10 protein-coding genes and 1 rRNA gene (1 of these 11 only partly in view) are annotated in these 15,592 nt (G+C 51.2%); 8 read left to right on the forward strand and 3 right to left on the reverse strand.

The genetic code is table 11. The annotated features are described in order from the left end of the window. Positions 1 to 357 precede the first annotated feature (357 nt). The 3 genes from J4F31_06220 to J4F31_06230 are packed head-to-tail and all read right to left on the reverse strand — an operon-like array spanning position 358 to position 4,160. Entirely contained in the window at positions 358 to 1,626 is a 1,269-nt protein-coding gene (locus tag J4F31_06220) for a UDP-N-acetylmuramoyl-tripeptide--D-alanyl-D-alanine ligase (GenBank protein MCE2496157.1), read from the reverse strand. 55 nt (positions 1,627 to 1,681) lie between these two features. Beyond that, a complete protein-coding gene (locus tag J4F31_06225; GenBank protein ID MCE2496158.1) occupies positions 1,682 to 3,154 on the reverse strand; it encodes an SUMF1/EgtB/PvdO family nonheme iron enzyme in 1,473 nt (490 codons plus the stop codon). A gap of 34 nt (positions 3,155 to 3,188) precedes the next feature. Next, on the reverse strand, positions 3,189 to 4,160 hold the full coding sequence (locus tag J4F31_06230; GenBank protein ID MCE2496159.1) for a PorP/SprF family type IX secretion system membrane protein: 972 nt from the start codon (positions 4,158 to 4,160) through the stop codon (positions 3,189 to 3,191). A 160-nt stretch (positions 4,161 to 4,320) separates the two neighbouring features. Between J4F31_06230 and porU the strand changes: the two genes are divergently transcribed. The 8 genes from porU to J4F31_06270 form a co-directional block, all read left to right on the forward strand. Continuing rightward, on the forward strand, positions 4,321 to 8,145 hold the full coding sequence (porU, locus tag J4F31_06235; protein MCE2496160.1) for a type IX secretion system sortase PorU: 3,825 nt from the start codon (positions 4,321 to 4,323) through the stop codon (positions 8,143 to 8,145). Positions 8,146 to 8,196: 51 nt separating this feature from the next. Continuing rightward, positions 8,197 to 9,423 carry a type IX secretion system outer membrane channel protein PorV gene (gene porV, locus J4F31_06240; protein ID MCE2496161.1) on the forward strand — a complete coding sequence of 409 codons (1,227 nt, stop codon included), beginning with the start codon at positions 8,197 to 8,199 and terminating at the stop codon, positions 9,421 to 9,423. Continuing rightward, positions 9,423 to 9,905, forward strand: a complete 483-nt coding sequence (locus J4F31_06245; protein MCE2496162.1) for a 2-C-methyl-D-erythritol 2,4-cyclodiphosphate synthase — start codon at positions 9,423 to 9,425, stop codon at positions 9,903 to 9,905. The genes porV and J4F31_06245 overlap by 1 nt, the downstream gene beginning before the upstream one ends. A 745-nt stretch (positions 9,906 to 10,650) precedes the next feature. Continuing rightward, positions 10,651 to 11,136, forward strand: a complete 486-nt coding sequence (gene cdd, locus J4F31_06250) for a cytidine deaminase (GenBank protein ID MCE2496163.1) — start codon at positions 10,651 to 10,653, stop codon at positions 11,134 to 11,136. Between the two features lie 38 nt (positions 11,137 to 11,174). Next, a complete protein-coding gene (pdhA, locus tag J4F31_06255; GenBank protein ID MCE2496164.1) occupies positions 11,175 to 12,176 on the forward strand; it encodes a pyruvate dehydrogenase (acetyl-transferring) E1 component subunit alpha in 1,002 nt (333 codons plus the stop codon). A 3-nt stretch (positions 12,177 to 12,179) separates the two neighbouring features. Beyond that, positions 12,180 to 13,487: a pyruvate dehydrogenase complex dihydrolipoamide acetyltransferase gene (locus tag J4F31_06260; protein ID MCE2496165.1), complete on the forward strand. Its 1,308-nt coding sequence runs from the start codon at positions 12,180 to 12,182 to the stop codon at positions 13,485 to 13,487. Then, complete coding sequence (locus tag J4F31_06265; protein MCE2496166.1) at positions 13,487 to 14,194, forward strand: SDR family NAD(P)-dependent oxidoreductase; 708 nt, start codon at positions 13,487 to 13,489, stop codon at positions 14,192 to 14,194. The genes J4F31_06260 and J4F31_06265 overlap by 1 nt, the downstream gene beginning before the upstream one ends. 449 nt (positions 14,195 to 14,643) lie before the next feature. Then, positions 14,644 to 15,592: ribosomal RNA gene (locus J4F31_06270) — 16S ribosomal RNA — on the forward strand; it runs 553 nt beyond the window's last position.

A 15,592-nucleotide genomic window follows, 5' to 3' on the forward strand; every position in this document is an offset into this window, starting at 1 on the left:
TTAGTTGAGTTGTATTGAAAGATCCTGATAACCGTGTCCAGGTGTAAAGCACCTAATTCCCCACGTAGCGGATTCCCTTCCACGATAGGTTTACTCGCCCTCCGCGAATAATTTTGGGCATAGCATGCCGATCCGTAGCAAAGAAGTGACTTTGAGGAAAGCGAAACCCATTGTTTGAGCCTACGGGTAGGCGAGTTTGGGTTGAGCCCGAAAAGTCGCGCTAGTTTGCAAGGGAGGCATGCAAGCCTTGATTTTTGCGCTACTTTTTATCAAGAAAAAGTAGCAGAGGGTTTCGTTTTTGATCAAGCAAAAATGAGCATACGAGAAAGGAAAGAAGAATCTGAAGAAGTGAAGAATCTACAAATAAGGAATAAGCTGCTCCAAAGCAATGCCTCTTGAGCCTTTAAGAAGCACAGTTCGCTCCTTCGGGCCGTGTTTCTTCAAGTACTGCGCCGCCTCCTCGGTGGTCGCGAAACTCGTAAATTCGTCCGGACGTTTGCAAGCGGCAAAAAGAGGCCCCACAAGGATCACCTCTTCAATACCTTCTTTTTTCAGCAGCTTGCAGATCTTCTTGTGCTCCTTGCCGCTATCTTCACCGAGTTCCAGCATATCGCCCAGAATTGCGAACGGCCGATCGAACGAACGCAGGTTCTCAATAGCGGCCTTCATGCTGGTCGGATTCGCATTGTAGCAGTCCACGATCAAGTTGTTCCGCTGCCTTTTCTGAAATTGACTGCGGTTCAAATTCGGTCGATAACTCTCGAGTCCACTCACGATATCGTCGTCTTCAACGCCAAAATGCCGCGCGATCAGCACCGCATAGGTTAAATTCCGGTAATTATAAGCTCCCGTGAGCTGTGACATCGCCATACGGTCGTTCCATTGTACGCCGACATATATTCCTTGGGCCTGCGGCCCGATGTGCAAGTCACCGCTCTCTTCACCAAAGGTAATACGTTTGATCCCATTGCTTCGTTTCATCTGCTTTTTGTCGTCGGCACACACAAAGGCTAATCCGCCCGAAGTCCTCAAATAGTCGTAAAGCTCACTCTTTCCTTTCACCACACCTTTAAATCCTCCAAAGCCCTCCAAATGGGCCTTCCCGAAGTTCGTGATGAAACCCATGTCGGGCTTGCTGATGGTACACAGGAATTCGATCTCCTTCTGATGGTTCGCCCCCATTTCTATCACGGCGATCTCGTGTTCGTTCGCAATCTCCAAAATGCTCAATGGAACCCCGATGTGGTTGTTTAAATTGCCTTTGGTAGCATATACTTTGAACTTCTGCTTCAGGGCATCGCGCAACAGCTCCTTACTTGTGGTCTTCCCGTTCGAACCGGTCAAACCGATCACGGGAATCTCCAATTGCTTGCGGTGGTGTCGAGCCAGATCTTGCAGCGCCGTCAAGCAGTCCTCGACCAACCCCCGATCTTTACCGTTGTACTGCGGCTCGTCGATCACCGCGTAGGCAGCCCCCTTGTTCAGGGCTTCTTCGGCGTATTGATTCCCGTTAAAGTGCTCGCCTTTGAGCGCAAAGAAGATACAACCCGGAACTATCTTGCGCGTATCGGTGCTGATGATCGGATTGCGGCGGTATATTTCGTAGAGGTCTTCGATGCTGTGCATAAAAAAATCCCCCGGCGTTTGAGCCGGGGGATAAACTTAAGACTTAAATCCTTTTTTAGTTGCCTTTCGGGTCACCAACTCGGTGCATGGCACAACGGAATCCGATATCATCGGTTGCCAGGTCCTCTTCGAGGTAGCGACGCGTTCCGGGAACCATCCAATAGGCGCGGTCTTTCCATGAACCGCCTTTGTAAACGCGAACTTGATTGTTGTACAAGCTCGTACGCGCATAGTCGTACATCGGCGCTTCTCCTTCAGGTACTTGATCTTGGCCGTAGTAGATCGAAGACTCAACGTCACCATCTGGGTAGTCGCGCACATCGGCGCGCTTGTAGTTGCGGCGTCCAAGTACTTCTTCTTCGGTTACTTCGCGCTTCACCATATTACCCAATGAGTCAACAGGTTCAATGTAGCCTTCTTCATCGGTTGCCCAGGTCTTGTATACGTTACCGCGGTAAGCGCGGAAGTCGTTCATGTCTTCCATGCTCAACGGGCGGTATACATCAGCAACCCACTCGTTCACGTTCCCGCCCATGTCGTACAGACCAAAATCGTTAGGAGGGAAGCTCATTACCGGAGCGGTGATGTCCCATCCATCGTTCAAGTACCCACCGATACCCATGTTGTCACCTCGGCCGCGCTTGTAGTTAGCGAGCATTTGGCCTTTGTACTTGTTCTCTGCATTACGCACACCGTCCCCGTCCCATGGATAGCGACGCTTTTCGGTCACGCGCTCGTACTCGGTGTTTCCGATCAATGCCCTTGCTGCGTATTCCCACTCCGCTTCAGTCGGGAGTCGATACTTAGGCAGCAAAATACCGTCTTCCATTTTTACGTGGCGCCCGGCATCTCCGGCTCCGTCAGGATTGAGGTCCGGCAAGTTTATTTTTACCTCACCAACGTACTGACCGTACAAGTAAGCTTCGGTATCGAAGTTGTCGTCGTCGTATTGGTTCGGGTTTTCGCGCAGAATACCTTCGGCTACAAGGATCATCTCGTTCACGCGGTCGGTACGCCATGCGCAGTAATCGTTCGCTTGCAACCAGCTTAAACCAACGACCGGATAAAAATTATAGGCCGGGTGACGCAAATAGGTCTCAACGTAAGGTTCGTTGTACGCCAATTCAGAACGCCATACCAAGGTGTCCGGAAGGGCTTTTTCGTATACTTCTGGATAACTGTAATAGTATACGCGGTTGAGCCAGTAGAGGTACTCGCGGTAAGCGACGTTGGTCACCTCCGTTTCGTCCATATAGAATGACGATACGGTCACGCGGCGTGGGATGTTGTCCCAGTCGTACATGACATCGTGTTCTACACGGCCCATAGTGAAGGTACCCCCTTCAACGAAGACCAAACCCGGCCCGATCTCCTGACCGCCGTAGTTCAAGTTGGCTTCAAAACCACCGTTTTTGGAGTCGTTGTACGCCCAGCCGGTGGTGCTGCTCGTCTCGTTACACGCCGTAAAAGACACCAGGGCACTGAATGCCAAGGCGATGGGCGCAAGATTTTTGGTTTTCAAAATCATGGGATTTAGGCACATTTCGCTGCACAAAGTTAAACTAAAACTTCGGGCAGTTTATTGTTTTGAATTTCTTCTTCTTTGGCTTACACTCGAATTGGTAGCTCAATGAGATCTCGTGAGCTCCACCTTCTTGGTTCGAGAATTCGCTAACTGTAAAGTCGTAGCTGTAACCGATCGACAAGGCGTCGGTTGGCTGAAAACCTACTAAAACCACCAGGGCATCGGCATTGGTTACGTTGTGGCGGAAGGCCAAACCTCCGGTCAATACTTCACGAGTCACCGAAAGCAAGAAATTCATTTGTTGGAATTCTCCTTGTTGCTGGTACAATAATCCGGGGTTCAATGTAGTCGTTGAACCTGAAGCCAAGCGACCGCCACCGATAGGAATTTGAGCTCCCCCGTGGAAGGTCATCTTCATGGGCAGGGTCGATTCTACCAAGAACGGATCGTTGGGTTGCGTCAAGTGGTGGAAAGCCCCTCCGAGGTAAAAGATGTCGGTAAACAAAACGAAACCCGTTGAAAGATCTACGTGACCTACTTGATCCTCGCCCTGAATCTCTTGAGTTTGGAGTACGAATCCGTACAGGTTGTGAATTTCATCGCCGAATTCCAATGAGCTCCAGTCGAGCATACGCTGACGGTATCCGGCCTGGAAACCGACCAACACGCTCACTTCGCGCGAAACGGTGAGGTGATAACTATATATGGCACTCACTTCGGTGATCCCCAACGTTCCGTCTCCGGCGTTGTCATTCGTTACCAGCAATCCCAATCCACCACTGATATCATTCACGAACTGGTCGTAAGAAGCGCCAATGGTGCGGAAAGCACCCAGGGCCGGATATTGGTTCCGGTAGATCATATTGACCTTCGGACACTTGGTAGCACCGGCCATGGCGGGGTTCAAATACAGCGGGTTAGCATAAAATTGCGAAAAGTGCGGATCCTGAGCATGCGCTGCCCCGGCACCGAGTAGAAGTGCAAATCCTAACGCAAATAAGTGTTTCATCTCAAGAGGTTAATGAACCAACAATAATACGAATTCCTTTACATAATGGACGCAGGTCACATTAAAAGGGTGGGGTATCGCCAGCAAAGCATATTTTTTACCCCCACCATAATAAGGGCCGCTGCGTCTCGTTTGTAGGTAGAGGAAAACGATAGGTTACATGCGGAAAGTATTTCTTTTGTCGATTTTGGTTCTGAGTATGGTCGCGACCGCTCAAAACGCCCGTGTAGTTGTTAACTGGCAGGGGCCAACTACTTTGAATAGCGGTACCGAATCGGTGCCGGCGCTCCATTTCGATGGCGCGTTTTACAACATGCCGGACAGCCCATTGCCCATTTTATTGCTCAAACAAGATCTTTCGGGCAATCCCGATCAGTTCGAGGTCGCCTTTTCCAATACGGCCTACGAGCCCCTTACTGCGGCCGAGCGCCGTACATTAGGTGATGTGGAGATCTCCGAATCATTAGATTATCGACCTACGGTCGGATGGTCGCGTAAACGGCCCTTTGCACGAGTCGAATTGGTTCCGCTCCGCCGGAACTCAGCTACGGGGCAAATCGAAAAACTGACCTCTTTTACATGGCGCATTAGCAATGTGGCCGCTAAGAACGCATCGGCCCGAGAGGGCCTTAGAAACAGCAGCTGGAGTGCGAGCTCCGTACTCGCCACGGGAACTTGGTACCGCGTGGGAGTCACGCGTGAAGGCCTGTTTAAACTCGATCGGTCAGTGCTCGACGACCTTGGTCTCAACGTCGGAAGCGTGGATCCGCGAACCCTTAAAGTCTACGGCGGCGGGGGCGGAATGCTGCCCGAATCGAACTTTGATCCGCGGGTCGACGATCTGCAGGAATTGGCCATTTCCGTGCAGGGCGAGAACGATGGAAGCCTCGATGCCGGCGACTACATTTTGTTTTACGCCGAAGGACCGGGAGCGTGGACCCTCGACGATGACGATCACTTCGTATTCGCGAAGAACAGCTATTGCGATACCAATTACTATTTCATTACGGCGGGTGGCGCACAGGGAAAACGCGTTGAGAACATCGCCAACGATCCCGGAACGCCGACACACCAAGTCAGTACTTTCGTCGATTACGCCCACCACGAGAACGATTGGACCAACCTCGTTGGGAGTGGACGCGAGTGGTTCGGCGAGTATTTCGATGTGACCCCGAGCTATAACTTCACATTCGATTTCAGCAACATGGTGAATACCGAGCCCGTGTGGGTGAAGTCGCGCGGGATCGCTCGGGCCTCGGGCAACACGAGCATGATCGTGAACTCGAATTCGGGTGCCACGCCCATACAAATGAGCTTTACCGCAGTGGGCACACGTACTACGGACGACTACGTGATAGGAGATGAAGGTGAAGGCTCCTACACGAATAACCTTGCCAACAGCGTAATTCTGACGGCTACATATATCGATAACGGAATTCCGGGCAGCATTGCTTGGCTCGATTATATCACCGTAAACGCTACGCGCCTCCTTGCGCATGCGAATGGCTATAACCGCATTGCCCAACCGAATGTGATTGGTGCAGGTAACTTGGCCAGCTACACGCTTCAGAATGCCAATGGAGTGAGCGTGTGGGAGGTGACCGATCCATTCAATATCGGGGCGGTGACCACGAACAACAGTGGCAATACCGTAACCTGGCAGCGCGATGCCTCCGAGTTGCGCAAATTCATTTCTTTCTCGGGATCCAATTTCTCTACGCCGGCCCAGTTCGGAAACGTGCCGAATCAAAACCTGCACGCCATGCCTCGGGCCGATATGTTCATTATTACCCCCGCGCGTTTTGAAGAGCAGGCCCAGCGACTCGCCCATTTCCACGAGGAGGTCGACGGAATGTCGGTGGCCGTGGTGATGCCGCAGCAGATCTACAACGAATTCAGTTCCGGAAAGCAAGACGTGAGCGCCATCCGCGACTTCATGCGCATGTACTATGAGCGCGCCACAACGCCGGACGAATTGCCGAAACACTTGCTTCTGTTCGGCGATTGCAGCTACGACTTTAAAGATGTCCTGAGCGACAACACCAATTTCGTGCCCACCTTTCAGAGCGTTCCGAGCTTTAGTCTATTTAGGTCGTTCTGCACCGACGATTACTTTGGCTGCTTGGACCCGGATGAAGGCGATAGCATTTTTGAGGATGTTCTCGACCTCTCGGTCGGAAGGCTTCCTGTAAAGACCAATGCCGAAGCTCGTGCGGTGGTCGACAAAATTATTCAGTACTACGATGAGTCTTCACTGGGCGATTGGACCCAACGGGTGTTGTTTGTGGCCGACGACGTCGATGAATTCTGGGAGACCGATCTCATGCTCAACGCAAACGACTTGGCCATCGAGATCGATACTCTGTACCCTTCGCTCAACATCGATAAGATCTATTCCGACGCCTACACCCAGCAGACTTCGGCAGCCGGTGAAACTTATCCTGGTGTGATGTCCGACCTACGCGATCGCGTTGAGCAAGGAACACTCTTGATCAACTACGTAGGTCATGGTGGAGAAGTCGGATGGGCCAGCGAGGGAATCTTGAACGTGAGCGATGTTCGCTCATACGAGAACTTCGAACGACTGAACGTGATGCTGACCATCACGTGCGAATTCAGCCGGATGGACGACCCCAACCGGGTATCGGCGGGTGAGTACGCCTTGCTGAATCCGAACGGATGTTCAGTGGCCCTGTTCAGCACCGTGCGCGTGGTGTTCGTGAATCCGGCCGATGAGCTGCACAACTTGTTCTACGATTTCGCCTTTGAAAAGGACGTCAATGGCGAGGACTATACCTTTGGTGAGATCATGCGTCTTACGAAGAACGGAGCCCACCCCTCACAAGACCGCCGCCGTTTTGGCCTTCTGGGTGATCCGGCCTTGAGATTCTTGCGCCCGGAGTACGATGTTCAGGTGACCACGGTCAACCAAACCCCGATCACCGACTTTGCGGATACACTGGCTGCCCTGAGCTTGGTTCAGGTGAGCGGAACGGTAAACCAACCGGGCGGAGGCGTGGCATCGAATTTCAACGGAATCTTGAGCACCACGGTTTACGATAAGTACACCTCCTTGCAGACCCACGACAACAATGGAATGGCTGCGCCGATCGATTTCGACTTGCAACAGAACACTATATATAAAGGTAAAGCGACGGTAACGGGAGGTAATTGGGACTACAAGTTCATTGTCCCGATCGATATTGCCTATCAGATCGGCTACGGTAAGTTGTCGCACTACGCAGTTATGGGTGATCAGGATGCGGCCGGAGCCAATGAAGAAATTCTGATCGGAGGAACAAGCGATAACCCGATCACGGATGATGAGGGCCCACGGATCGAGCTGTATATGAACGACGAAACCTTTGTGTTTGGTGGAATCACCGATGAAAACCCGGACATTTTCGCCTTGTTGACCGATTCACTCGGGATCAATGTGGTGGGAAATGGTATTGGTCACGACCTCATTTCGGTGATCGACAGGAACAGTGCTAATCCCATTGTGTTGAACAACTTTTACGAAGCCGATGTCGATGACTATACAAGTGGTAGTGTTCGCTACCCGTTGCGGGATATTACCCCGGGTCGTCACCATGTATATATGAAGGCTTGGGATGCGGCCAATAATTCAGCGGAGGCCGAAACCGAATTCGTGGTCGCCGAAAGTGCCGACTTGGCACTGAATCACGTTTTGAATTATCCGAACCCGTTTACCACGTATACTGAATTCCATTTCGAGCACAACAGGCCGGCAGAACCACTTGAAGTACAAGTACAGATATTCACCGTTTCCGGTAAACTCGTGAAGACATTGAACGCAAATGTGACGTCGGACGGCTATCGGGTAACGCCGGTAACGTGGGACGGATTAGATGAATTTGGTGATGAAATTGGCCGTGGAGTATACGTTTATCGAGTAAAAGTGCGTTCCATGACCGATAATTCGTCCGATGAGAAATACGAGAAACTGGTGATTTTGCGTTAACCATCGAAATAGCGGAATTCCCTTATATTTGCAGCCCAATAATTTTACCCCATGAAATACAACAGATTAGCCGCCATTGCGGTAGTTTGTTTTTCGCTCTTCCTCTCGGAAGCAAATGCACAAAACGCCTTTGGTGATCAGGATGAGTACAACACCATCACTACGGCCGTTCCTTTTCTTCGCATCTCACCCGATTCGCGAGCCGGGGGTATGGGTGATGCCGGTGTTTCTACCACGCCCGATGTAAACTCGATCCACTGGAACTCCGCTAAGTTGGCCTTTATGGAAGAGGGTCAAGCTTTGAGTTTGAACTACACGCCTTGGCTGAGCCGATTGGTTCCGGATATCAACTTGGCGTACTTGAGTTACTACCACAGTTTAGGACGTCGCCAGGCCATTGGAGTGAGTATGCGGTATTTCTCGTTGGGTGATATTACGTTCACCGACGATCAGGGAAATAATATTGGACAGTTCAACCCGAACGAATTCGCGATAGATGCCGCTTATGCCTTGCAGTTGTCGCGGAACCTTTCGGCCGGTGTAGCCTTGCGTTATATCTACTCGAACCTGACCGGTGGTCAGTTCGTACAGGGATTCCAAAGTCGTCCGGGTCAGTCGGTAGCGGCCGATATCGGTTTGTACTACAGAAGTGAAGAATTCGACGCCGGTGATATGGATGCGCGTTGGACGTGGGGTATTTCGTTGACCAACTTGGGAGCAAGGATCAGCTACACCGAATCGGGAGAGGCCGACTTTATTCCGACCAACCTAGGTGTTGGAACGGGAATGCTTTTCGACGTGGATGAGTACAACTCGTTCTCGGTACACTTGGAATTCAACAAGCTGTTGGTTCCGACCCCGCCCGATTATGCTGAGGACAGCACAGGCCAGCGAATTCGCGACCAAGACGGAAACTACGTCATTGAAAATGGAAAGGATCCGGATGTGCCACCCGTACAAGGTGTCATTCAAAGCTTCAGTGACGCTCCGGGTGGATTCCAAGAGGAGTTGAACGAGATCACCATTTCGGCCGGGGTGGAATACTGGTACAATAAGCAATTCGCCGTTCGCGGTGGATACTTCTACGAAGCTCAGCAGAAAGGTGGTCGTCAGTACTTCACTTTGGGAGCGGGCATCAAGTACAATGTATTCGGACTGGACTTCGCGTATTTGATTCCGGCCACGAGCACGGTGCGTAGCCCCCTAGAGAACACCCTTCGATTTACCCTGTTCTTCGACTTGGAGAACTTGATGGGCTTGTCTGAAGACTTGAATTAATGGCTCCGTTTCGGATCGGATTCGGCTACGATGTACACCGCTGGGAAGAAGGTGGTGAACTGTGGCTGGGTGGTATTCGGATAGACCATACACATAGCCTTAAAGGCCATTCCGACGCCGATGTTTTGATTCACGCCGTATGCGACGCCTTGCTGGGTGCCGCGGATTTGCGGGACATCGGGTATCACTTTCCCGATACCGACCCCAAGTACAAGGGGGTCGACTCCAAGATCTTGCTCAAAGAGGTGATGGCACTGCTTGCCGATCGCGGTTGGGCACTGGGCAATGTAGATGCCACGCTGGTGGCAGAGCGCCCCAAGATCAACCCACATATTGATGCGATGAAGGCCGGCATAGCCGAAGTGATGGGTGCCGAAGCCGGCCAAATCAGCCTCAAGGCCACCACGAGCGAAAAGATGGGATTTGTAGGTCACGAGGAAGGGATGGCGTGCCATGCAGTGGCACTGATTTTTAGGCCGTAGGCCTAAAAGGCGATTCGGCGAAGCCGAATCTATTTCGCCAAAGGCGAAGTCAATTCGCGCTACGCGTAAGTCAGTTTCTTTTGTTTCGAATTCTATTCGCTCCGCGAGGATAGCGGTGTTCGAAGAGGAAATCTGCGCTACGCGCCGGAACATGTTTTATTGGTTAGGAAGCGATTTAGCTCCGGGTTTTAACCCGGGGATTCTTCAGACGAGGACAGAAAGCCAGAATCGTTTTCGGATGTCCTTTGTTTGTTTTCCGGACTACGAGCAACGAACAACGGGGAATCGTTTACACATCGCGAAAGGTTGACTAAGAACTTCGGTGTTGTTCCCGTAGCCGCATCATTGGTCCAATGTTGAAAGTCAAGAGCATAGAGCACTTGATTCTGGGCCGGTCATTCGCCATAGCATGCTGACCCGTAGCGAAGAAAAGGCTTTGAGGCTAGCGAAACCCACTATTTGAGCCTGCTGTGCAGGCGAGTTTGGGTTAAGCCCGAAAAGGCTCGCCACTTCGCAGGGGAAGCATGCCAGCCTTGATTTTTGCGCTACTTTTTATCAAGAAAAAGTAGCGGAGATGAAAGCGGAATAGCGTTTTGCGGAGCAAAACAAAGCATGAAGCGAAATGACGAACGGTTGCGCGCAGCGCAATCGGCCTAGGGAGCGACTTGATTTTTTAGTCACTTTTTTATCAAGAAAAAAGTGACAGTATATAATATGTGTATCTTTTGAAATCAGAATAGGCCAGATGAAGAAGATAGATATAACCACAACCTTTACGGAATACGAAAACGTAACCGAGTTATCCGAAAACATCCAAGAGCTATTGGCGGCTGCTGAAGAAGCTCGCGAAAAGGCCTATGCGCCGTACAGTCATTTCAAAGTAGGTGCTGCCGTATTGTTGGCGAACGGAGAAATAGTTACGGGTAACAATCAAGAAAACGGCGCCTTTCCGAGTGGGTTGTGCGCCGAACGAGTAGCACTATTTGCCGCCGGAGCCGCGCATCCTGCCGTTGAGGCAGAGGCCTTATTCATTACTGCCCGCGCCGTGGATCACGATCTCGAGGAACCTGTGGCGCCTTGCGGAGCGTGTCGTCAGGTAATGGCCGAGACGGAGCGAAACCAGCGTGCGAAACTCCGGGTTTACTTCATGGGAACCACGGGTCGCATATTGGCGGCGGACAGCGTTGAGGCATTGTTGCCGTATGCCTTTAGGTTTCGGGATTGGGAGTAAGTTTTTTGTGTTAAATTTGCGACCCAAATTGGCGAACTATGGCAAAGATCAAAGCAAGTAAGAAGCTTTATTTACAGTGGTACGAAGACATGCTGCTGTGGCGCAAGGTCGAGGATAAATCGAGCGCTTTGTACATTCAGCAAAAGATCCGCGGATTCCTTCACCTATATAATGGTCAGGAAGCGGTGTTGGCCGGTTGTGCTGCCGCCATTGAAATGGGCAAGGACAAAATGATCACGGCTTATCGTAACCACGTGCATCCGATCGCGATGGGTGTGGAGCCGAAGTACGTGATGGCGGAGCTCATGGGTAAGAAAACGGGAACGAGCCAGGGGAACGGAGGTTCCATGCACATGTTCTCGAAAGAAAAAGGATTTTACGGAGGTCACGGTATCGTGGGTGGTCAAATTCCACTTGGGGCCGGAATCGCTTTTGCCGATAAATATCGCGAGTCGGATGCGGTGACCTTGACGTTTATGGGTGACGGTGCCGTTCGTCAGGGAGCTTTCCATGAAGCCCTGAGCTTGGCGGCGACCTGGGATTTGCCCGTGATCTTCATCATTGAGAACAACGGATATGCCATGGGAACTTCGGTGGCGCGTCAGACCAATGTGACCGACTTACATCAGTTGGGGTCGGGATATGGGATTCCTCACCGCGCGGTAGATGGAATGAATCCGCTTACAGTGGCCAACGAGGTTAAGGAAGCGGTGGATCATGCGCGCAAGGGCAATGGTCCGACCCTTTTGGAATTGAAGACCTATCGTTATAAAGGTCACTCAATGAGTGATGCGCAGAAATACCGTACTAAAGAAGAGGTAGCTGAGTATCAGAAGATCGATCCGATCAATGTGGTTCGAGAGGAGATCGTGAAGAAGAAGTACGCCACCGAGAAGCAGTTGGATGAAATTGACCAGCGCGTGAAACAGTTAGTGGATGCTGCTGTTAGTTTTGCGGAGGAATCTGAATTCCCGACCGTGGACGATCTGTACAAGACCGTTTACATTCAAGAAGACTATCCATTTATAAAAGAACAATAAGCGATGGCCGAAATCGTCAAGATGCCCCGATTGAGCGACACTATGGAAGAAGGTGTCGTGGCGAAATGGCATAAGAATGTTGGAGATCAGGTAAGCGAAGGTGATTTGCTTGCGGAGATCGAGACCGACAAAGCTACCATGGAGTTCGAGAGCTTCCAGGAGGGAACCTTGCTGCACATTGGAGTGGGTGAGGGAGATGCTGCTCCGGTAGATTCCGTTTTGGCCATTTTGGGTGAAAAAGGTGAAGACGTGGCGGCCTTGTTGAAAGAGGCCGAAGCGGGCGGTGGCTCTGAGGAGTCGAAAGAAGAAGCTCCATCCAAGGAAGAAGTTAAAGAAGAGGCTCCGGCTCCGGCCAAGGAGGAGAAGCCTGAACCATCGAAGCCTGCCGCGTCGGCGTCAGCTCCGGCACCTGCACCGGCAGTGAGTGATTCGATGGATGGTCGAATAAAAGCATCGCCGTTGGCGCGTGCTTTGGCGGAGGAGAAAGGAATTGACCTGAACCGCGTTCAGGGTAGTGGCGATGGAGGTCGCATCGTAAAGCGCGATATCGACGGGTTTAATCCGGCCTTGGCTCCGACGCAGCAGTCGGGCGCAGCGGCCAGTGCCGTTACTCCGGCCGCGCACATGGAAGAGAGTTACACGGAAGAAAGGGTATCGCAGATGCGCAAGACCATTGCGCGTCGTTTGAGCGACAGCAAGTTTACGGCTCCGCATTTCTACTTAACGGTAGAGATCGACATGGACAATGCCCTGGCGGCGCGTAAGCAGATCAATGAAATGCCCGATATCAAGATCAGCTTCAACGACATGGTCATAAAGGCCGTGGCGATGAGTTTGAGAAAGCACCCGGCGGTGAACTCCGCTTGGCAGGGCGACACCATTCGTCGGAACAACCACGTACATATTGGAGTGGCCGTAGCGGTGGACGAAGGATTGTTGGTGCCGGTAGTTCGATTTGCCGACAGCAAGACCTTCACTCAGATCGGTGCCGAGGTTCGCGAATTGGCGGGCAAGGCGCGCGATAAAAAACTACAACCGAGCGAGTGGGAGGGTAACACCTTTACCATAAGTAACCTCGGTATGTTTGGCATTGAGGAATTCACGGCTATTGTGAATCCGCCCGACAGCTGCATCTTGGCCGTTGGGGGAATCAAGCAGACCCCTGTGGTGAAGAACGGCGAGATCGTGCCGGGCAATGTAATGAAGGTGACCATGAGTTGTGACCACCGCGTGGTGGATGGCGCAACGGGTGCTGCGTTCTTGCAGACCTTTAAGCAATACATGGAGCAGCCGGTAGCGATGTTGGCTTGATGAAGCATTTCATCGTCACCGGAGCGAGCAGGGGCGTCGGCTTTGAGGTCGTGCGTTCTTTGGCGTCGGAAGGTGAGGGAAGGCGAATCATCGCTTTGGCTCGAACTTCTGAAGTGCTTGAGCGGTGCAAGGCCGTATCGGATCGTCCCGAGAGAGACAACCATATGCTCCCATTGACCTTTGATTTGATGCAAGAGGACTACGGTCCTTTAAAGGAAGCCATAGAGAACTTCTGTGGCGGACGCATCGATGGTGTGCTGAACAATGCGGGCAAGCTCGAGAACAAGTTATTTACAGAATTAACCGACGACGACTGGTACCATATATATAAGGTCAACGTATTTGGGGTCGCAAAACTGACTCGATTCGTTTTACCATACATAAAGCAAGGTCATGTCGTGAACGTGAGCAGCATGGGTGGCATACAAGGTTCGGTGAAGTTTCCGGGCTTGAGTGCCTACTCGTCGAGCAAGGCGGCGGTAATTGGATTGACCGAGTGTTTGGCCGAGGAGTATAAGGAAAGTGCGATCCGATTCAACTGTTTAGCGTTCGGGTCGGTGCAAACTCAGATGCTCGAAGAAGCTTTTCCGGGGTTTAAGGCTGCGGTAACGGCGGCGGAGGTGGGCGCCTACACGGCGCGATTCGTGACGGAGGGCGGTCAGTTCTTCAATGGTAAGACGTTGGAGGTCTCGAGCAGTACGCCTTAATCCATGCTGATAATCAGGCATGTATAAAAAAGTTCGAAAATATATTTCGCAGATGCTTGCACGTATGAAAAAGACGCGTACATTCGCACCCGCTTTCACAAGCAACGTTCTTTGTTGAAAACAGGAGTTAATAAAAAATATCGAAAGGTGTTTGCAGATTTTTAAAACCGTCGTATTTTTGCCCTCCCGTTCCTGATGAAGGAACACGTTCTTAAAAAGACGGTCCGAAAATAAATTTGAAGTTTTTTGACGGATTGTTTATAAGTTCAAAAAAAGTTGTATCTTTGCCGCCCCATTCGAGAGAATGGTCGTCAAGAGAAGACATAAAGACGACCGGAAACAGTCACAGTTCTTTGAAAATATTGGAAGCATTAAAGCAAGGAAAAGTAAGGTAACATACTAACCTTGTCAATTACCTAGAACCAGGTCAAACATAATTCAAAGTTTTTACAATGGAGAGTTTGATCCTGGCTCAGGATGAACGCTAGCGGCAGGCCTAACACATGCAAGTCGAGGGGTAACGTAGAAAGCTTGCTTTCTGACGACGACCGGCGCACGGGTGCGTAACGCGTATACAATCTGCCTCATACAGGGGAATAGCCCGGAGAAATTCGGATTAATGCCCCATGGTAATGGATTTTCGCATGATTTTCCATTTAAAGCTCCGGCGGTATGAGATGAGTATGCGTCCTATTAGCTTGTTGGTGAGGTAACGGCTCACCAAGGCTACGATAGGTAGGGGGCCTGAGAGGGTGTCCCCCCACACTGGTACTGAGACACGGACCAGACTCCTACGGGAGGCAGCAGTGAGGAATATTGGTCAATGGACGAAAGTCTGAACCAGCCATGCCGCGTGAAGGATGACTGCCCTATGGGTTGTAAACTTCTTTTATATGGGAATAAACGCAGGTACGTGTACCTGCCTGAATGTACCATACGAATAAGGATCGGCTAACTCCGTGCCAGCAGCCGCGGTAATACGGAGGATCCAAGCGTTATCCGGATTTATTGGGTTTAAAGGGTGCGTAGGCGGATTAATAAGTTAGTGGTGAAAGCCCGGGGCTCAACTCCGGAACTGCCATTGATACTGTTAGTCTTGAGTCAACTTGAAGTGGGCGGAATAAGGCATGTAGCGGTGAAATGCATAGATATGCCTTAGAACACCGATTGCGCAGGCAGCTCACTAAATTTGTACTGACGCTGAGGCACGAAAGCGTGGGGAGCGAACAGGATTAGATACCCTGGTAGTCCACGCCGTAAACGATGATAACTCGCTGTTGGCGATATACTGTCAGCGGCCAAGCGAAAGCATTAAGTTATCCACCTGGGGAGTACGCCGGCAACGGTGAAACTCAAAGGAATTGACGGGGGCCCGCACAAGCGGTGGAGCATGTGGTA

The organism is Flavobacteriales bacterium (genome assembly GCA_021296215.1).
Lineage (GTDB): Bacteria > Bacteroidota > Bacteroidia > Flavobacteriales > ECT2AJA-044 > ECT2AJA-044.